This is a genomic window from Pseudomonas sp. H9 (assembly GCF_004353925.1).
Taxonomy (GTDB): domain Bacteria; phylum Pseudomonadota; class Gammaproteobacteria; order Pseudomonadales; family Pseudomonadaceae; genus Aquipseudomonas.
The window spans coordinates 112321-130644 of sequence record NZ_SMOK01000027.1; the positions used below are offsets into that span (position 1 = coordinate 112321).

16 protein-coding genes and 1 pseudogene are annotated in these 18324 nt (G+C 59.4%); 11 read left to right on the top strand and 6 right to left on the bottom strand.

Annotated elements, in window-relative coordinates:
• Positions 1 to 153: 153 nt before the first annotated feature.
• Both epsC and betT read left to right on the top strand, forming a co-directional pair.
• The gene (epsC, locus tag E1573_RS20665; RefSeq protein ID WP_133216421.1) at positions 154 to 1086 is read left to right on the top strand and encodes a serine O-acetyltransferase EpsC; all 933 of its coding nucleotides are present in this window, start codon (positions 154 to 156) and stop codon (positions 1084 to 1086) included.
• Positions 1087 to 1335: 249 nt separating this feature from the next.
• Positions 1336 to 3297, top strand: coding sequence for a choline transporter BetT (gene betT, locus E1573_RS20670; protein ID WP_165957368.1), 1962 nt, complete (start codon positions 1336 to 1338; stop codon positions 3295 to 3297).
• Positions 3298 to 3374: 77 nt separating this feature from the next.
• Here the strand turns inward: betT and tauD are convergent, their stop codons facing one another.
• The 4 genes from tauD to tauA all read right to left on the bottom strand — a co-directional run bounded on the left by tauD (position 3375) and on the right by tauA (position 6912).
• The gene (gene tauD / locus E1573_RS20675) at positions 3375 to 4208 is read right to left on the bottom strand and encodes a taurine dioxygenase (RefSeq protein ID WP_133216423.1); all 834 of its coding nucleotides are present in this window, start codon (positions 4206 to 4208) and stop codon (positions 3375 to 3377) included.
• Positions 4209 to 4225: 17 nt separating this feature from the next.
• Positions 4226 to 5065, bottom strand: a complete 840-nt coding sequence (gene tauC, locus E1573_RS20680) for a taurine ABC transporter permease TauC (RefSeq protein WP_133216424.1) — start codon at positions 5063 to 5065, stop codon at positions 4226 to 4228.
• Positions 5062 to 5856 (bottom strand): taurine ABC transporter ATP-binding subunit, encoded by a 795-nt coding sequence (gene tauB, locus E1573_RS20685; protein WP_133216425.1) that lies wholly within the window; start codon positions 5854 to 5856, stop codon positions 5062 to 5064. Before tauB ends, tauC begins: the two co-directional genes overlap by 4 nt.
• 81 nt (positions 5857 to 5937) lie before the next feature.
• The gene (gene tauA / locus E1573_RS20690) at positions 5938 to 6912 is read right to left on the bottom strand and encodes a taurine ABC transporter substrate-binding protein (protein ID WP_133216426.1); all 975 of its coding nucleotides are present in this window, start codon (positions 6910 to 6912) and stop codon (positions 5938 to 5940) included.
• 463 nt (positions 6913 to 7375) lie between these two features.
• Between tauA and E1573_RS20695 the strand changes: the two genes are divergently transcribed.
• The 8 genes from E1573_RS20695 (at position 7376) to E1573_RS20730 (ending at position 14433) form a co-directional block, all read left to right on the top strand.
• On the top strand, positions 7376 to 8713 hold the full coding sequence (locus E1573_RS20695) for an OprD family porin (protein ID WP_133216427.1): 1338 nt from the start codon (positions 7376 to 7378) through the stop codon (positions 8711 to 8713).
• 158 nt (positions 8714 to 8871) lie between these two features.
• Positions 8872 to 9510 (top strand): peroxiredoxin, encoded by a 639-nt coding sequence (locus tag E1573_RS20700; RefSeq protein ID WP_133216428.1) that lies wholly within the window; start codon positions 8872 to 8874, stop codon positions 9508 to 9510.
• A gap of 215 nt (positions 9511 to 9725) precedes the next feature.
• The gene (ssuE, locus tag E1573_RS20705) at positions 9726 to 10319 is read left to right on the top strand and encodes an NADPH-dependent FMN reductase (RefSeq protein ID WP_133216429.1); all 594 of its coding nucleotides are present in this window, start codon (positions 9726 to 9728) and stop codon (positions 10317 to 10319) included.
• A gap of 93 nt (positions 10320 to 10412) precedes the next feature.
• Positions 10413 to 11378: a sulfonate ABC transporter substrate-binding protein gene (locus E1573_RS20710; protein WP_133216430.1), complete on the top strand. Its 966-nt coding sequence runs from the start codon at positions 10413 to 10415 to the stop codon at positions 11376 to 11378.
• A 58-nt stretch (positions 11379 to 11436) separates the two neighbouring features.
• Positions 11437 to 12585 carry an FMNH2-dependent alkanesulfonate monooxygenase gene (gene ssuD, locus E1573_RS20715; RefSeq protein ID WP_133216431.1) on the top strand — a complete coding sequence of 383 codons (1149 nt, stop codon included), beginning with the start codon at positions 11437 to 11439 and terminating at the stop codon, positions 12583 to 12585.
• 10 nt (positions 12586 to 12595) lie between these two features.
• On the top strand, positions 12596 to 13390 hold the full coding sequence (gene ssuC / locus E1573_RS20720) for an aliphatic sulfonate ABC transporter permease SsuC (RefSeq protein WP_133216432.1): 795 nt from the start codon (positions 12596 to 12598) through the stop codon (positions 13388 to 13390).
• Complete coding sequence (gene ssuB, locus E1573_RS20725) at positions 13387 to 14199, top strand: aliphatic sulfonates ABC transporter ATP-binding protein (RefSeq protein ID WP_133216433.1); 813 nt, start codon at positions 13387 to 13389, stop codon at positions 14197 to 14199. Before ssuC ends, ssuB begins: the two co-directional genes overlap by 4 nt.
• A gap of 18 nt (positions 14200 to 14217) precedes the next feature.
• Entirely contained in the window at positions 14218 to 14433 is a 216-nt protein-coding gene (locus E1573_RS20730) for a molybdopterin-binding protein (protein WP_028942316.1), read from the top strand.
• 46 nt (positions 14434 to 14479) lie between these two features.
• Here E1573_RS20730 and E1573_RS20735 read toward each other — a convergent pair whose 3' ends face one another.
• Positions 14480 to 15136 carry a TetR/AcrR family transcriptional regulator gene (locus E1573_RS20735; protein ID WP_133216434.1) on the bottom strand — a complete coding sequence of 219 codons (657 nt, stop codon included), beginning with the start codon at positions 15134 to 15136 and terminating at the stop codon, positions 14480 to 14482.
• Position 15137: 1 nt separating this feature from the next.
• Positions 15138 to 16724 (bottom strand): glutamate--cysteine ligase, encoded by a 1587-nt coding sequence (gene gshA / locus E1573_RS20740; protein ID WP_133216435.1) that lies wholly within the window; start codon positions 16722 to 16724, stop codon positions 15138 to 15140.
• Positions 16725 to 17051: 327 nt separating this feature from the next.
• Between gshA and E1573_RS27055 the strand changes: the two are divergent.
• Positions 17052 to 18320: pseudogene (locus E1573_RS27055) on the top strand (aminotransferase class I/II-fold pyridoxal phosphate-dependent enzyme).
• The last annotated feature ends 4 nt before the right edge of the window (positions 18321 to 18324 follow it).

Consider the following 18324-nt stretch of genomic DNA (forward strand, 5'->3'; position numbering starts at 1 on the left):
GTGTGACAGACTAACCGCAATCGCGGGGCAAGCCCGCTCCTAGCGGAAATCCGGGAAAACCTGTTTCTTCTCTTACCGCTATTTGCCGTAAAGTGGCTGTCTATCTGGCGGCCTTCTCATTCCATAACCGCCGCCGCGGCAGGAGATGTAACCGTGAGCGAAAACGCGCAAACAGGGCATTGGCAACTGCAGGGCATCGTAGCCGGCTTGCGTAGCGCCCGAGAAATATGGCGTAGCAGCAATGGGCGTAGCAGTGGTGAACAGGGTGGGCGCGAATTGCCTTCGCGTGAGGCCATGCGCCACATTCTTGAACAGCTGTGTGGGGCCTTGTTCCCTATGCGTCTGGGGCCGGTGGACCTGCGCGAGGAAAGCGAAGATTTCTACGTCGGGCATACCCTCGACTCGGCTCTGACCGCCTTGCTGGCGCAGGCACGTCTGGAATTGCGCTACGTTGCTCGTCATGGCAAGTGCAACACCGCAGAAGTCGACGCCAAGGCATTGCGTTTGATCCAGGACTTCGCCGCGGCGCTGCCTGGCCTGCGCCGTTTGCTCGACACCGATGTACTGGCAGCCTTCCACGGCGACCCGGCTGCACGCAGCGTTGATGAAGTACTGCTGTGCTATCCAGGTATTCTGGCCGTGATTCATCACCGTCTGGCCCATCACTTTTACCGTTCCGGTTTGCCCTTGCTGGCGCGAATCAGCTCGGAGCTGGCGCATTCAGCCACCGGTATCGATATTCACCCGGGCGCACAGATTGGCCAGAGCTTTTTCATCGACCATGGCACTGGCGTGGTCATCGGCGAAACCGCGATCATCGGCGAGCGCGTGCGTATTTATCAGGCGGTAACCCTGGGTGCCAAACGCTTCCCGGCAGACGAGGACGGGCAGCTGTTGAAAGGCCAGCCGCGTCACCCAATCGTCGAGGACGACGTGGTGATTTATGCCGGTGCAACTATTCTCGGACGGATCACCATTGGCAAAGGTTCGACCATCGGCGGCAACGTCTGGTTGACCCGCAGCGTGGCGCCGGGCAGCAACCTGACCCAGGCCAACCTGCAGCATGATGACGGGACGCAGAAGTAAGGTTTAGAAGACCGTCGCGGAGTTAGCCCGTTCCTACACTGTGGGAGCGGGCTTGCCCCGCGAAAGGTCGCATTACGGACCCCATCCATGTTTAACTTGAACGCTTGTTCAAGTTAAAACGGTGGTCCGCTGCCGGCGTTCAACAGGAGGAAACCCTTTGCTGAACCCGTTCAATCCAAGCCTTTCCCCTCATCTCGAGGTGCACGTTTAATGGGTGCACCGAGTTCTCTTTCCAGCGGCAAAATCCGCATGAATCCGCCCGTTTTCTACTTCGCGGCGGGCTTTATCCTTCTTTTCGGACTGGTGGTCATCAGCAATCCGCAGGCAGCGGGTGAATGGTTGCTGGCCGCGCAAAACTGGGCGGCCAATACGGTCGGCTGGTACTACATGCTGGCGATGACCCTGTACCTGGTCTTCGTGGTGGTCACCGCCTTGTCGGGCTACGGCAAGATCAAGCTCGGTGCCGACCACGACGAACCCGAGTTCAGCTATTTATCCTGGGCCGGCATGCTGTTCGCTGCAGGCATCAGCATTACCCTGTTTTTCTTTTGCGTCTCCGAACCGCTGACCCACATGCTCCAGCCACCCCAAGGCGAAGCCGGAACCGTCGAGGCTGGGCGCCAGGCGATGGAGTTGCTGTTTCTGCATTGGGGCCTGCATGGCTGGGGCGTGTTTGCTTTCGTCGGTATGGCCCTGGCGTATTTCGCCTACCGGCATAACCTGCCGTTGGCCTTGCGCTCGGCGCTCTACCCGCTGATCGGCAAGCGCATTAACGGGCCCATTGGTTACGCGGTGGATGGCTTCGGCATCATCGCCACGGTCTTCGGCCTGGGCGCTGATATGGGGTTTGGGGTGTTGCACCTCAATTCCGGGCTCGATTATCTGTTCGGTATTCCTCATACCCAATGGGTGCAGGTGGCGCTGATCACCCTGATGATGGGCGCGGCAGTGGCCGTTGCCGTGGCTGGGGTGGAAAAGGGCGTACGGGTGATGTCGGACATCAACATGTTCCTGGCCTGCGCGTTGTTGCTGTTTGTGTTGTTCGCCGGGCCTACTCAGCACCTGTTCAATACCTTGATCCAGAACCTCGGTGATTACCTGGGGGCATTGCCACGTAAGAGTTTTGATGTCTATGCCTACAACGAAGCGCAGGACTGGCTGGGTGGCTGGACGGTGTTCTACTGGGCCTGGTGGATTGCCTGGGCGCCTTTTGTTGGTTTGTTCATTGCGCGGATTTCCCGTGGCCGGACGATTCGTGAGTTCGTCTTCGGTGTGCTGCTGATTCCGTTGGGTTTCACCTTGGCGTGGATGTCGATTTTCGGTAACAGTGCCATTACCCAGGTGCTCGACCATGGCATGACTGCCTTGGGCCAGTCTGCCCTCGACAACCCGTCGATGACCTTGTACCTGCTGCTGGAAACCTACCCGTGGAGCAAGGTGGTGATTGCCGTTACGGTGTTCATCAGCTTTGTGTTTTTCGTCACCTCGGCCGACTCGGGCACCGTGGTGCTCTCGACCCTCTCTGCACGTGGCGGCAACGCTGACGAAGACGGGCCGAACTGGCTTCGGGTGTTCTGGGGCGCAATGACCGCGTTGGTGACCATTGGCCTGTTGTTCGCCGGCAGCATCGACTCGCTGAAGTCTGCGGTAGTGCTGACCTCGCTGCCGTTTTCGGTGATTTTGCTGGCGATGATGTGGGGCCTGCACAAGGCGTTCTACCTGGAGTCGCAACGCCAGATTGCGCAGATGCATTCGTTGGCACCGTTTGCCAACTCGCGCCGTGGCCGTGGTGGCTGGCGTCAGCGCTTGAGCCAGGCGGTGCATTTCCCGTCGCGTGATGAGGTCTACCGCTTCATGGACGACGTGGTGCGCCCGGCGATTGCCGAGGTGACCGAGGTGTTTGTCGAGAAAGGTCTGAACGTTATTACCCAGGAAGACCCCAGCCATGACAACGTCAGCTTGAAGATCGGCCATGGTGAGGAGCAGCCGTTCATTTACCAAGTGCAGATGCGTGGCTACTTCACGCCGTCATTTGCTTTGGCTGGGCTGGGTACTCAGGAGTTGAAGAACCGCCGCTACTACCGTGCGGAGGTGCATCTGAGCGAAGGTAGCCAGGACTATGACCTGGTCGGCTACAGCAAAGAGCAGATCATCAACGACATCCTCGATCAGTACGAGCGGCATATGCAGTATCTGCATTTGGTGCGTTGAATGTATCGCGGGGCAAGCCCGCTCCCACAAGGGCTGTGCAATTCTTGTGGGAGTGGGCTTGCCCCGCGATCTGGGTCTCAGAACGGCGCATCCCCCAGAATGGTCGCCCGATGCATCACCCGCCGTTGTGGCCGGTAGTCATCCACCGCGTAGTGCTGGGTGACGCGGTTGTCCCAGAAAGCCACGTCGTTCTCCTGCCAACGCCAGCGGATGGTGAACTCCGGCCGCGTGGCATGAGCGAACAGCAATTTAAGGATCGCCTCGCTCTCCGCCTCATTCAGCTCATTGATTCGCGTGGTGAAGCCCTCGTTGACGAACAGCGACTTGCGCCCGCTGACCGGGTGCGTGCGGATCACCGGATGTGACAACGGCGGATTGTTGCGCCGTGCCGTTTCCCAGCGCTGCAGGTCTTCAGGCGTCGTACCGAAGCGTTCCAGAGGAAATGACTTGGTGAAGTCATGGGTCGCGGTCAGGCCGTCGAGCAGTTGCTGAAGCGGTGCTGACAAAGCTTCAAACGCCGCAATGCCGCTGGCCCACAAGGTATCGCCACCGTACGCCGGCAGGTGCTTGGCGCTGAGCACCGCACCCAAGGCCGGGGTGGGCAGGAAGGTCACGTCGGTGTGCCAAATGGCGTTGTCGCGCACGTCGGTCACGGCGGTGTCGAGTACCAGCACCTGCGGGGTTTCCGGTACGTTTGGGTAGATCGGGTGGATATGCAGGTCACCAAAGCGCGCAGCGAATGCAGCTTGCTGTTGCGGGTTGATCGGCTGGTCACGGAAGAACAGCACCTGGTGCTTGAGCAGGGCCTGCTCGATGGCATCACGTTGCTCGCTGTTGATCTCGCAGTTCAGGTCAATGCCGCTGATCTGGGCGCCGAGTGCAGAGCGCAGCGGAGTAATGGTCAGGCTCATGATTGTTCTCTTTGTCTTCAATGACTCTGGCCGTGCCAAGGCACCAGTTTGCGCTGCAGGGCGCGCAGGCTCATTTCAAGGGCGAAGGCAATCAGTGCGATCACCAGGATGCCCAGTACCACCACATCGGTAACCAGGAACTGCGCAGCCGACTGCACCATAAAACCCAGGCCACTGGTGGCGGCGATCAGCTCGGCGGCGACCAGCGTTGACCAGCCAACTCCGAGGCCGATGCGTACACCGGTAAGAATGTCGGGCAGGGCGCTGGGCAAAATGACGTGGCGGATCAGCTGGGCACGGGTAGCCCCCAACGATTGCGCCGCGCGCAGCTTGGCCGGATCAACCGTACGTACTCCGGTGGCGGTGGCAATGGCAATCGGTGCAAAGATCGCCAGGTAGATCAACAGCACCTTCGACAACTCGCCGATACCGCACCAGATCACAATCAGCGGCAGGTAGGCCAAGGGTGGAATCGGACGGTAAAACTCGATCAGCGGATCGAGAATCCCGCGGGCGATACGGTTGTGGCCGATGGCGATTCCAATCGGAATGGCCGTGACAATCGCTGCGCCCAGCGCCAGGCCTATGCGCCCGAGGCTGGCAGCCAGGTGCTGCCACAAGGTCGACTCCATATAGCCCTGGGTCAGCAGTAACCAGGCCTTGCTCAGCACCGCTTCAGGGGATGGCAGAAACAACGGCTCGATCCACTCGGCAGCGGTCACCGCCCACCACAGCACAAGCAGGGTGGCTAATGTCAGGCCACTGATCCAGCGTGTGCTGAGGGTACGTTGAGGTGTGGCAGCCGATGGTGACGGGCTGCTGTGTTTGGCCGCTACCGGCACGTCCAGGCTGCTCATGCGAACTCCTGCCGCAGCGCGGCGCTGCGTTGAGAAAACACCCGGCTCAGCACATGCTCGCGGGTTTCTATAAAGCGAGGGTCCGACTTGATTGCCCGCGCCGATTCGCCTGCGGCATAGCGGCGGCCGAAATCCAGATGCAGACGTTCGACGATTTGCCCAGGGTTAGGCGCCAGTAGAATCAAGTCGGTGGCCAGGAACACGGCTTCTTCGATGTCGTGGGTAATCAGGAACACCGGTTTGGCCGTGCGCTGCCAGACCTGCAACAGCAGCTCCTGCATTTGTTCACGGGTAAAGGCATCCAGGGCACCGAACGGCTCGTCCATTAATAGCACCCGTGGATCGGCGGCCAAGGCACGGGCCAGGCCCACGCGTTGCTTCTGCCCGCCGGACAATTGCCAGATGCGTCGGGCGCCGAAGTCAGCCAGATCGACCAAGGCGAGCATTTCCCGGGCTTTGCGCTCGCGCTCGGGGCGTGGTACGCCGGCCAGCTCAAGGCCAAAGGCGACGTTGGCCAGCACATCCTGCCAAGGCAGCAGGGCATCGTCCTGGAACACCACGCCGCGTTCGGCGCTGGGCCCTTGCACGGGCACACCATCAAGGGTGATGCGCCCGGCGCTGGGGGCAACGAATCCGGCAATCAGGTTGAGCAACGAAGTTTTGCCGCTGCCGGAAGGGCCGAGGGCCACCAGCAACTGCTGCGGGCCCAGGCTCAGGTTGATATCGGCCAGCACCGCGTCGGCTGCACCGGGGTACTGTGCGCTGATGCGCTCCAGCTCAAGCAATGCCATGACAATCTCCGATCAATTAGCTGCAGGATCGCGGGGCAAGCCCGCTCCTACAGTGGGAGCGGACTTGCCCCGCGATACAAATCACTGCACAAAGCGCGCACTTACAAACGGCGCGTAATCGGGCAGCACCGCTTCAACCTTGCCTTGTTCCTTAAGGAAGGTTGCAGTGTTGGTAATGGCCTGAGTGGTCGGTGCACCAAGGGCTACGACCTGATCAGCGGCCAGCGGGTAAACGTTGCCTTGCAGCAGGGCCGGAATGTCGGTGGCTTTGGCGCCGGAGAGCTTGACCAGCTTGTCGACATTGCTCTGATCGGCCAGCCAGGCTTGTGGGTCTTTGCGGTAGTCGGCGTAAGCGTCGAGGGTGACTTTGGCGAAGGCTTTGACGATGTCAGGATGCTTGGTGGCGAAATCCTTGCGCACGATCCAGGCGTCGAAGGTGGGCGCACCTTTCTCGGCCAGCTCACCCGAGGTGATCAGCACCTTGCCATTTTCCTTGGCCACACCCAGGGCTGGGTCCCAGACGTAAGTGGCGTCGATGTCGCCCCGCTTCCAGGCCGCAATGATTGCTGGTGGTGCGAGGTTGAGGATCTGTACCTTGGCCGGGTCGATGTTCCACTGTTTAAGCGCGGCCAGCAGGCTGTAGTGCCCGGTAGACACGAAAGGCACGGCGATCTTCTTGCCAATCAGGTCTTGAGGCGAGTTGATTCCTGCACCCTCACGGGCGACCAAGGCTTCGGCCGCACCGATCTGGGTGGCGATCAGAAAGGTTTCCACCGGCAGCTTGCGAGTCGCCGCAGCTGCCAGAGGGCTGGAACCGAGATAGCCGATCTGCACGTCGCCGGAGGCTACGGCGGTGATCACGTCGGCACCGCTGTCGAACTTGCGCCAGTCGATGCTGGCCTTGCTGGCTTTTTCATAGTCGCCGTTAACCTGAGCGACTTTTGCCGGGTCTACGGTGGTCTGGTAGGCGACGGTCAGGTCAGCCGCCTGGGCGAACCAACTGGCACCAGCCAGGGTCAGGGCGGCGAACAGGCGCAGCGGAGCATGAAGGGTCATGGTGAACTCCTGGTCAGGCGAGCAGTGGGGTAGTGGTCGCAAGACTAGATGATCTAAGAAACTTAAAATAAATAACTTTTTAGCATTAGCTTAGGAGCCATTCGCTTTAAGCTTTTTTGCGGCTGCGGCAGCCGGGATGTGGGCATAGGGAGATAAAGGTTCTAAGTCGTAGATTTTTTTATAGCTTTAAGGAATTAGCTTATGTGCCGACAGCGGAAGCGGAGAAAATTTCGGTGCATATTCCGTAATAATCTGAAAATTTACGAAATAAGTCTTTTTGGATTTATAGGATTGTCATTATCCTTGACCCCAGTGTCTGGCGCATTAGACCAAAGTCGTGAAATGAATAGTTACGATTGACTTGACGGTCACCCTCTGGTGCTAATCGCCCATCGACGTCGAGCGGGGCAATAGATCCTGCCGTAAGCGACACACAAAAATTAGAAAATGAGAGGAGCAAAACATGTACAAGTCGACCCTGGCATTCGCCGTGGCCGTAGGGGTGCTTGCCCAGCAAGCAAACGCTGCCGGTTTCGTTGAAGACAGCAAGCTGTCGCTCAGTTCGCGGACTATGTATTTCAACAACGATAACCGTGATGGCGGTGCTGATAACCGCGAATCCGGCCAGGGCTTCAAGCTCGATTACATCTCGGGCTTCACTGAAGGTACCGTAGGTTTCGGCGTTGATGCACAGGCTCTGTGGGGTATTCACCTGGATGGCGGTAAAGGCCACCACCCGGACAACAGCAGCTTCTTCCCAAGCGACACTGATAAATCGGCTGAGAGCCAGTGGGGCCGTTTTGGTGCCAACGCCAAAGCGCGCTTCTCCAAAACTGAGGCTCACTTCGGTAGCGCGCTGGCACCGAACCTGCCAATCCTGGTTGCCAACGACGGTCGTCTGCTGCCGCAAACCTTTGAAGGTGGCACGATTCAGTCGAAAGAAATCGACAACCTGACCCTGAACGCTGGTCAACTGACCCACGCCATGGGTCGTGCGTCGAGCAACCGTACTGGTCTGTCTGTTGCTGGCGCCACTCAGGACAGCAACAAGTTCCAGTTCGCTGGTGGCGACTGGAAGGTCACCAAAGACCTGACCCTGCAGTACTACTACTCGAACCTGGAAGACTTCTACAAACAGCACTTCCTGGGCCTGGTTCACGTCTACCCGATCGCCGAAGACCAGTCGTTCAAAACTGACCTGCGTTACTTCGACAGCAGCAGCGACGGCAAGAACGGTGAAACCGGTTATCAGTTCGACAACAACAAGGGTTATGCCAAGAACAAGGGCGAGGTCGACAACAAGACCTGGAGCGCCATGTTCACCTATACCTTGGGCGGCCACTCCTTCCTGTTGGGTCACCAGCAGATCGGTGATGACGGTGGTTTTGTCTGGTTGAACCAAGGTGGTATCACCAAAGACGGTACTTCCAACACCAGCACCGAAGGTGCCGGTGGCTCCAGCTTCTACCTGTTCACCGACAGCATGATCAACCAGTTCGCCAAAGCGGGTGAGAACACCACCTTTGGTCAATATGCTTACGACTTCGCGCGTCTGGGCGTGCCAGGTCTGAAGGCGTCGGTTTCCTACCTGCGTGGCGATGACATCAAGAGCGCAAAAAATGGCAGCAGCTACAACGAATGGGAACGCGATGCGCGCATCGACTACGTCATTCAGGAAGGCACCCTCAAAGGCTTGGGCGCCAGCCTGCGTCACGGTGTTTACCGTGGTGCTGGTTCCGAAGCCAGTGCCGACCAGGATCAGACCCGCCTGATCTTCAACTACACTTACAACTTCATGTAAGTCCGGTTGAAACGAGAAGCCTCGCCTAGTGCGAGGCTTTTTTTTGTCTGTGCATCAATAGCTTTAAAAGTTATAAATAAATCAATATTTATTCTTTTTGTTTTTATGCCAGTGCAGGCACAGTTAGCCCATAACGAACCCAGCCAAGGAGCCGCACCATGAGCCTCAGACTCGGCGATATCGCCCCCGACTTTGAACAGGAATCCAGCGACGGCAAGATCCGTTTCCATGAATGGCTGGGTAACAGCTGGGGCGTGTTGTTCTCGCACCCGGCAGACTTCACCCCGGTGTGCACCACCGAGCTGGGCTTTACCGCCAAGCTCAAAGAACAATTCGCCGAGCGCGGGGTCAAGGCCATCGCCCTGTCGGTCGACCCGGTGGATTCGCACCATCGCTGGATCGAAGACATCAACGAAACCCAGAACACCATCGTTAACTTCCCGATCCTGGCTGATGCCGATCGCAAGGTGTCTGACCTCTACGACCTGATTCATCCCAATGCCAGCGACACCCTCACCGTGCGCTCGTTGTTCGTCATCGACCCGAACAAAAAGATCCGCCTGACCATCACCTACCCGGCCAGCACCGGGCGTAACTTCCACGAGATCCTGCGGGTGATCGACTCACTGCAACTGACCGACAACCACAAGGTTGCCACCCCGGCCAACTGGCAGGACGGTGATGAAGTGGTGATCGTGCCGTCGCTCAAGGATGAAGACGAGATCAAACAGCGCTTTCCGAAGGGCTACCGGGCGGTCAAGCCTTACCTGCGCCTGACGCCGCAGCCTAATCGCTGATTATTGGCTTTATCGCGGGGCAAACCCGCTCCCACAGAGTCTGTGCAATTCCGGTGGGAGCGGGCTTGCCCCGCGAGCTTTTTAATAGCTCGTAAAAGAATAAACAAATGAAAAAATATGATTTATTGATATATGAAATGAACTGTTAAGGTCACTGCATTCCAGCGAGAACTCAACCTCGCGGCCTTTTAGAACACGATCAAGGATACGCGGCAATGTTGGTTGTTTCTCTCGGTGGTAGTCCCAGTTTGCGTTCACGTTCCGGCGTACTGCTTGAGCGCAGTCGTCAGTGGCTGCAAGAGCAGGGCGTTGAAGTGGTGACATTCCAGGTGCGTGATTTCCCTGCCGAAGATTTACTGCATGCGCGTTTCGACAGCCCCAGGGTGCAGCATTTTCTGCAACTGGTAGAGCAGGCAGACGGCCTGATTGTAGCAACGCCGGTGTACAAGGCATCGTTTGCCGGTGCGCTGAAAACCCTGCTCGATCTGCTGCCTGAACGCGCCCTGAGCCACAAGGTAGTATTGCCCATCGCTACTGGTGGCAGCATCGCCCATATGCTGGCGGTGGACTACGCGCTCAAGCCCGTGCTGTCTGCACTCAAGGCCCAGGAAACCCTGCAAGGGATCTTCGCCGATGACAGTCAGATCGCCTATGGCGAAGGCAGCGCTGCCGCACAGTTGGCCCCGGCTCTGGAGCAACGCCTGAACGAATCGCTCGACCTGTTTCACAGTGCGCTGGCACGCCGACCGAAACCGGTTGCGCCCGGTGTATTGAACGAACGTTTGCTCAGTGCTCGCTGGAGCATCTGAGGCGCCTTACCCGTTTCACTGCAATTCCCACCTTACTCGCCCGCCAACGGGCAAGCAGGTGCAGCCTGAACCCAACAGCAAAAGGAGAGCGCTATGCGCACTGTCATTTTGCGTCGTGGTCTGGTCGCTCTGTTTGCTGCGGCTGTGTCCTTCGGCGCCATTACTCAAGCTCAGGCCGAAAGCCTGCGTATCGGTTATCAGAAGTACGGCACCCTGGTGCTGCTCAAGGCCAAAGGCTCGCTGGAGAAGCGTCTGGCTGCCCAAGGTATTCAGGTGCAATGGACGGAGTTCCCCGGCGGCCCGCAGCTGCTGGAAGGCCTGAACGTTGGTTCCATCGACTTTGGCGTTACCGGTGAAACCCCACCTGTATTTGCTCAGGCGGCTGGTGCCGACCTGCTGTATGTGGCGTATGAGCCGCCAGCGCCACACAGTGAAGCGATCCTGGTGCCCAAGGGTTCGCCGATCCAGTCGGTGAAAGAGCTCAAGGGCAAGAAAGTCGCCCTGAACAAAGGCTCCAACGTGCACTACCTGCTGGTGCGTGCGCTGGAAGATGCCGGCCTTAAATACACCGATATCCAGCCTGTGTTCCTGCCACCCGCCGATGCCCGCGCCGCGTTCGAGCGTGGCAGTGTCGATGCCTGGGTCATCTGGGATCCGTACCAGGCCGCTGCCGAACAGCAATTGCAGGCTCGCACCCTGCGTGACGGCAAGGGCATCGTCGACAACCATCAGTTCTATCTGGCGACCAAGCCGTATGCGCAAAAGCACCCAGAGGTGATCAGTGCGCTGGTGGACGAAGTGCGCGCGGTGGGCGAGTGGTCGAAGGCCAACCCGCAGGAGGTTACCGATCAAGTCGCACCGCTGCTGGGCCTGCCCGCCGACATCACCCTGACCTCGGTGAAACGCCAGGGCTATGGCGCGCACTTCCTGACCCCGGACGTGGTCATCGCTCAACAGAAAATCGCCGATACCTTCCACACGCTCAAGCTGATTCCCAAACCGCTGAGCATCAAGGATGTGATCTGGACTCCCCCGGCCAAGGTTGCCACCGCGCCTTGACGATTTGCCCGTGCCGGGCGGTGTGCCCGGCTTGCGTTCCCTTTAGGAGACAACTCCAATGAGCCTCAACGTTTTCTGGTTTCTTCCCACCCATGGTGACGGCCACTACCTGGGCACCGCTGAAGGTGCACGCGCCGTCGATCACGGCTACCTGCAGCAAATCGCCCAGGCTGCCGACCGTTTGGGCTTTGGTGGTGTACTGATTCCGACCGGGCGTTCCTGCGAGGACTCCTGGCTGGTAGCTGCGTCGCTGATTCCGGTGACCCAGCGTTTGAAATTCCTGGTGGCTCTGCGCCCCGGCATCATCTCGCCGACGGTGGCCGCACGTCAGGCCGCGACCCTGGATCGACTCTCCGGCGGCCGTGCGTTGTTCAACCTGGTCACCGGTGGTGATCCCGAAGAGCTGTCCGGTGATGGCCTATTCCTCAGCCACGAAGAGCGCTACCAGGCGTCGGTGGAATTCACCCGCATCTGGCGGCGGGTGCTGGAAGGCGAAACCGTTGACTACGACGGTCAGCATATTCAGGTCAAAGGGGCGAAGCTGCTTTATCCGCCAATTCAGCAGCCACGTCCGCCGCTGTATTTCGGTGGTTCTTCCGAAGCGGCACAAGACCTTGCCGCCGAGCAGGTCGAGCTGTACCTGACCTGGGGTGAGCCGCCGGCAGCAGTGGCCGAGAAAATCGAACAAGTGCGCGCCAAGGCCGCCAAGCAAGGCCGCACCGTGCGCTTCGGCATTCGCTTGCATGTGATTGTGCGTGAGACTAACGCTGAAGCCTGGCAGGCCGCTGAGCGGCTGATCTCGCACCTGGACGACGACACCATTGCCCGCGCTCAAGCCTCGCTGGCACGTTTTGACTCGGTGGGTCAGCAACGCATGGCCGCGTTGCACGGCGGCAACCGTGACAACCTCGAAGTCAGCCCTAACCTCTGGGCCGGTGTCGGTTTGGTACGCGGTGGTGCCGGTACGGCGCTGGTGGGCGATGGCCCGACCGTGGCAGAACGGGTCAAGGAATACGCGGCATTGGGTATCGATACCTTCATCTTCTCGGGTTATCCACACCTGGAAGAGTCGTACCGGGTCGCTGAGCTGCTGTTCCCGCACCTGGATGTGGAGCGTCCGGAACTGCCGAAAAGCGGTGGCTACGTGAGCCCGTTTGGCGAAATGGTCGCCAATGACATCCTGCCCAAATCCGCAGCGCAGCGCTGAGGGTATCGCCATGAGTCGAGCATCCACTCCTTGGCCACAGCGCCTGGCGCCCTGGGCGCTACCGCTGTTGCTGTTGGCGGTCTGGCAATTGGCAGTCAGCGCTGGCTGGCTGTCAACGCGCATCCTGCCGGCACCGAGCGCGGTGTTTAGCGCGGGTGTCGAGCTGGTCCGCAGCGGTGAAATCTGGACCCACTTGGCGATCAGCGGCTGGCGTGCGGCCCTTGGCTTCGTGATCGGTGGTTCGATCGGCCTGGCGTTGGGCTTTATCACCGGGCTGTCGAGATGGGGCGAGCGCCTGCTCGACAGCTCGGTGCAGATGATCCGCAACGTGCCGCACCTGGCGCTGATCCCATTGGTGATTCTGTGGTTCGGTATTGATGAGTCGGCGAAAATTTTCCTGGTGGCGCTGGGTACCTTGTTCCCGATTTACCTCAACACCTATCACGGTATCCGCAACGTTGACCCGGCGCTGGTGGAAATGGCGCGCAGCTATGGCCTGTCTGGGTTTGAACTGTTTCGCCAGGTGATTCTGCCGGGGGCCTTGCCTTCGATTCTGGTCGGTGTGCGTTTTGCCCTGGGCTTTATGTGGCTGACCCTGATCGTGGCCGAAACCATTTCGGCCAACGCAGGCATCGGCTATCTGGCGATGAATGCCCGTGAGTTCCTGCAGACCGACGTCGTGGTGCTGGCGATTGTGCTGTACGCCGTGCTCGGCAAGCTGGCCGACCTGGCCGCGCGGGGGCTGGAGCGAGTCTGGCTGCGTTGGCACCCGGCTTATCAACCAACCCGGGGAGAGGGCGCATGACCATCCTCAAAGAAGCGCCACAGCATTTGCTGCGCGGTATTCCGCTGGCGGCCAACAACCTGCAGAAAACCTTTGGCCAGCGCACTGTGCTGGGTGACATCGATCTGCATATTCCAGCCGGGCAGTTCGTCGCCATCGTCGGGCGCAGCGGCTGCGGCAAGAGCACGTTGCTGCGCCTGCTCGCCGGGCTCGATCAGCCCACTGGCGGCGAACTGTTAGCAGGCTCTGCGCCCTTGAGCGAAGCGCGTGAAGACACCCGCCTGATGTTCCAGGAAGCGCGTTTGCTGCCATGGAAAAAGGTCATCGACAACGTTGGCCTGGGGTTGTCCGGCGACTGGCGTGGGCAGGCATTGCGAGCCCTGGAGGCGGTCGGCTTGGCCGAGCGCGCCAACGAATGGCCTGCGGCTTTGTCCGGCGGCCAGAAGCAGCGTGTGGCATTGGCTCGCGCGCTGATTCACCAGCCGCGCCTGCTGTTGCTCGACGAGCCACTGGGGGCATTGGACGCCCTGACGCGCATCGAGATGCAGCAACTGATCGAACGGCTCTGGCGCCAACACGGTTTTACCGTGCTGTTGGTTACCCATGACGTCAGCGAAGCGGTCGCGGTCGCTGACCGGGTGATTCTGATTGAAGACGGTGAGGTCGGGCTGGACCTGACCATCGACTTACCGCGCCCGCGTGTACGGGGTTCCCATCGCCTGGCGGCGCTGGAAACCGAAGTTCTCAACCGCGTTCTTTCGGTTCCGGGCGCACCGCCCGAGCCGGAACCCGTAGCACCTTTACCCACGCAACTGCGTTGGGCTCATTAACGAAAAGGAAGCAGACCAATGACTATCAAAGCGATCAACGTACGTAACCAGTTCAAAGGCACTGTGAAAGAAATCCTCGAAGGGCCGGTGCTGTCGGAAATCGATGTGCAGACGGCATCGGGCATCGTCACCTCGGTGATCACCACCCGCTCAGTGCGTGAGCTGGAGTTGGCCATTGGCAGTGAAGTGATTGCCTTCGTGAAATCTACTGAAGTGTCGATTGCCAAGCTGTAATCAGCTGACCTGGGTGGGAGCGGGCTTGCCCCGCGATAGCGGTGTATCAGTTACATCGCGTCGCGGGGCAAGCCCGCTCCCACTTTGGCAGGAAGGGTGGCAGGTATAGCCCTAAGTAAGCATCAAACACGCGCATGCCTTCTTCGGCCATGCGTGGCGTGATCTGGCCATGCAACTGCACTGAGCGGGCATACACCCGGTCACCCAGCTCCATGGCCAGGGCAAACACGTCCACATCTTCTGGTAGCGCCGGCAGCTGAAAATGCTGGGCAAACAACTTGTGCATCAGGTCGCCCAGTTCGATGTCGTGTTGGCGGTCGGCCTGGGTCACCTCGCTCAGGCCGTGCTGGGCGAGAATCAATTGGCGGGCCGCCGCATCTTCGTTGTAGATACTCAGCATGCGTTGTTCCACCAGGCGCGACAGGTCGTGCCAGGTGTTCAGCGTCGATGTCTCGATGGGGGCTGCCAGGCAGGCGCGAAATGCGCCATGAACGTCGGCGGTCAGGGCTTCGAGCAGCGCCGGTACGCTGGCGAAAAAGTGATACACCGATGACGGCGGGATTTGTGCCCGTTCGGCAACGCTGTAGATCGACAGGCTGGCCACACCCTCACTGGCCAGCAGGGTACGTGCCGCCTCAAGGATCGAGTCGATCCGCGCCTGACTGCGGGCGCGGGGTTTGCGTGGGCTGACTGTGCGGCTCATGTCAGTTGCTGATTGCCAGGATACTGGCCTGGTAAGCGCTGACGAACAGGTCGAAGTCGGCCTTGTTCTCTTCACGCTCCAACTTGGCCTGGGCTTCCAGTGACTCGCGGGCTGCGGCTTCAAAGCGCTGTTGCTCTTGCGCTGGTAGCGCCTTGGCGCGGAAAAACTCGGCATGTGCCTGGCTTTGGCGCAAGGCAAAGCGGCTGAAGCTCTCCTTGTGCTCAGTCATGCTCGCCAGTACCTGCGCCGACGGCGTCAGGGACGGGTCGCTGACTTTGGCTTTTTGCAGCTCCAGCGCTTTGCCATGCTCATCACTGGCCAGGCTGCGGTCGAGCAGTTCGGCCAGCGGGGCAATACGTTCAAGCAATTCGTCAGCCCATTCCTTGAGCGCTACCGGCTTGCCGTGACGCTGCAGCATCAAACCTGGGCGGCGACCTTCTTTGACCACACTGAGGAAGTTGCTGGTGCAGTTGCCGCACTCCAGATAACCCAGCAGCGGGCTGTCTTCCAGGGCGCAGAACAGCAGGAAGGCGTCGAGAAAGCGCGCTTCGTTAAGGTCAATGCCGGTGGGCAGGAACGGGTTGATGTCCAGGCAACGCACTTCGACGTACTGGATGCCACGCGCCATCAGGGCCTGGATCGGACGTTCGCCGCTGTAGGTCACGCGCTTCGGACGGATGTTCGAGTAGTACTCGTTTTCGATCTGCAGGATGTTGGTGTTCAGTTGCACCCACTCGCCATCTTTGTGTGTGCCGATCTCGACATACGGCGCATACGGGGTGGCGACGGCCTTGCGCAGGCTGTCGGTGTAGCTGTTCAGATCGTTGTAGCACGGGGTAAGGCCGGCCTGGGCATTGCTCTGGTAGCCCAGGTCGCTCATACGCAAGCTGGTGGCGTATGGCAGGTAGAGGGTGTCGGCGTCGAACTGTTCGAGCTGATGCGGGCGGCCGCGCAGGAAGCCGGCGTCGAGTGCGGGCGAGGCACCGAATAGGTACATCAGCAGCCAGCTGTAGCGGCGGAAGTTGCGGATCAGGGCGATGTAGGCCGCCGACTGATAAGCGCGATCATCCAGGTTGCTGCCTTCAGCGGCACGCAGCAGCGGCCAGAGTTTTTCTGGCAGCGAGAAATTGTAGTGAATCCCGGCAATGCACTGCATGGTGCGGCCGTAACGCAGGGCCAGGCCCTTGCGATAGACATACTTGAGCTGACCGATGTTGGATGTGCCATACCAGGCAATCGGAATGTCTTCCTCTGCCGGTAGTGGGCACGGCATAGACGGGCTCCACAGGTATTCGCTGCCCAGCTGGGTGTAAGCGAAACGGTGGATATTCTCCAGGCTTTCGAGGGTCTGCGCCGGGTCAGCCAGGGCTGGGGTGATGAACTCCAGCAGCGACTCCGAATAGTCCGTGGTGATCTGCTCGTGGGTCAACGCCGCGCCGAGAGCCTCGGGGTGCGGGGTTTGTGCCAGGCGACCTTCCTCGGTCACACGCAAGCATTCGCGCTCGATGCCGTGCAGGCACTGCTTGAGCAGGGAGAGGTTGTCGCCTTCGCCGAGCAGGCTCAGGCGGCGGTTGAGAAGTTCGCTCAAGATGGATTCCTTCACGCGTCAGTCGCCCCAATATGGGGGTGGAATTGACGGTCTACAAGGGTGGACAGAGGAACTGGCGTTGTCGCCTGGCTAGGTGTCGGTGTCCCATGGCGCAACGCCTGCCGCTAACAAGGGATCAAACCGCATCCGTTATCACTAAAAATACCTTACAAACAATGGCATCTGCCAGCCATAACTACGCCCGCGCCTACCTGCCACCTAGCATTTTTGCCAGTTTCGCCGACGACTGCAATTGATGCTCAATGGCGGCATAGGACCTTCGGCTAGGTAACGATCATGGCTGGTTTCGATCCGCTGGGCGGCAGTATGCAGGATTTTCGCGTATTGCCAGGAGCACATTTGCTGACTCGTCTGGAGCCATTTTTCGAATGGCAGCAAGCCCGGCGCGTTGCCGGTGTGTGGTCTTTGGGACGTTCTACGGAAAACGGCCCGCACGGTGTATGTCAGGTACGTAGTGATACCGGGCGGCTCTTCACCGGCATAAACCTGGCTTCACAGGATTACCTGAGCTTGTCTTCGCATCCCAGCATAAAAGCAGTGGCTATTGAGGCGCTTCAGAGTTTTGGTGTGCACAGCGCAGGGTCACCGGCGCTGGTGGGTAATACATCACTTTCGCTAGCGCTGGAGGAACAGCTGGGCGAGTTTCTTCAACAACCGTATGTCACTTTGTTTCCAACCGGATGGGCGGCGGGCTATGGCGTCATCAAGGCGCTGGTCAGGCCTGGCGATTACATTGTCATGGATCGACTCGCGCATGCTTGCCTGCACGAAGGTGCCCAGGCAGCAACCCGTAACGTGCATTTGTTTCGGCACAACGACTTGATGTCGTAGCGTGAGCAGCTAAAGAAGATTCGCAGCGAAGCTCACGAGGCAGGTGTACTCGTAGTGACGGAAAGCCTGTTTTCCATGGACTCTGACACGCCGGACATCTCGGCCATGCAGAGGCTCTCGACAGAATTTGGCGCGACGTTGGTAGTCGATGTCGCTCACGACCTGGGGTGTTTGGGGGCAAATGGCTGGGGGCATGTTGGCGATCAGGGAATGCGAGGTAAAGTCGACGTGGTGATGGGCAGCTTTTCCAAGACCTTTGCTTCCAATGGCGGGTTTGTCGCCTGTCGTCAACACAGCGTTAAAGAGTATCTGCGCTACTACAGCTCCCCCCATACTTTTTCCAATGCGTTGTCACCTGTGCAGGCCGCAGTGATCGGCGATTGTCTGAGAATCATCGTTTCTGAGGAAGGGGCCCGCCTGCGAGAACAACTGATGGCCAATATTCGCGTGTTGCGCCAGCGCTTGGGTGAAGAAAAATTTGAGGTCCATGGGACCGACTCGCCCATTGTCTGCGTCAAGATGGGCAACGAGCGTTTGGCACGACTGGTGGGGCGAGAGTTACCCGACCTGCAGATGGTTGCCAATTTAGTGGAGTACCCGGCGGTCGCCAAAGGGTCGGCACGTATGCGCCTTCAGGTAATGGCAGGGCACCATAAAGATGACCTGCTTGCTGCGGTGAACCGGCTAACGGCGGCCTTTCGTCTCGCCCAGCGCTATGAGAGGAACGCTGAGCGGGACGCGTGAGCCT

Bases quoted from the DNA above. Each gene is read 5' to 3' on its own strand.
- betT (WP_165957368.1), top strand. From the start codon at position 1,336: ATGAATCCGCCCGTTTTCTACTTCGCGGCGGGCTTTATCCTTCTTTTC.
- tauD (WP_133216423.1), bottom strand. From the start codon at position 4,208: ATGAGCCTGACCATTACTCCGCTGCGCTCTGCACTCGGCGCCCAGATC.
- tauC (WP_133216424.1), bottom strand. From the start codon at position 5,065: ATGAGCAGCCTGGACGTGCCGGTAGCGGCCAAACACAGCAGCCCGTCA.
- tauB (WP_133216425.1), bottom strand. From the start codon at position 5,856: ATGGCATTGCTTGAGCTGGAGCGCATCAGCGCACAGTACCCCGGTGCA.
- tauA (WP_133216426.1), bottom strand. From the start codon at position 6,912: ATGACCCTTCATGCTCCGCTGCGCCTGTTCGCCGCCCTGACCCTGGCT.
- E1573_RS20695 (WP_133216427.1), top strand. From the start codon at position 7,376: ATGTACAAGTCGACCCTGGCATTCGCCGTGGCCGTAGGGGTGCTTGCC.
- E1573_RS20700 (WP_133216428.1), top strand. From the start codon at position 8,872: ATGAGCCTCAGACTCGGCGATATCGCCCCCGACTTTGAACAGGAATCC.
- ssuE (WP_133216429.1), top strand. From the start codon at position 9,726: ATGTTGGTTGTTTCTCTCGGTGGTAGTCCCAGTTTGCGTTCACGTTCC.
- E1573_RS20710 (WP_133216430.1), top strand. From the start codon at position 10,413: ATGCGCACTGTCATTTTGCGTCGTGGTCTGGTCGCTCTGTTTGCTGCG.
- ssuD (WP_133216431.1), top strand. From the start codon at position 11,437: ATGAGCCTCAACGTTTTCTGGTTTCTTCCCACCCATGGTGACGGCCAC.
- ssuC (WP_133216432.1), top strand. From the start codon at position 12,596: ATGAGTCGAGCATCCACTCCTTGGCCACAGCGCCTGGCGCCCTGGGCG.
- ssuB (WP_133216433.1), top strand. From the start codon at position 13,387: ATGACCATCCTCAAAGAAGCGCCACAGCATTTGCTGCGCGGTATTCCG.
- E1573_RS20730 (WP_028942316.1), top strand. From the start codon at position 14,218: ATGACTATCAAAGCGATCAACGTACGTAACCAGTTCAAAGGCACTGTG.
- E1573_RS20735 (WP_133216434.1), bottom strand. From the start codon at position 15,136: ATGAGCCGCACAGTCAGCCCACGCAAACCCCGCGCCCGCAGTCAGGCG.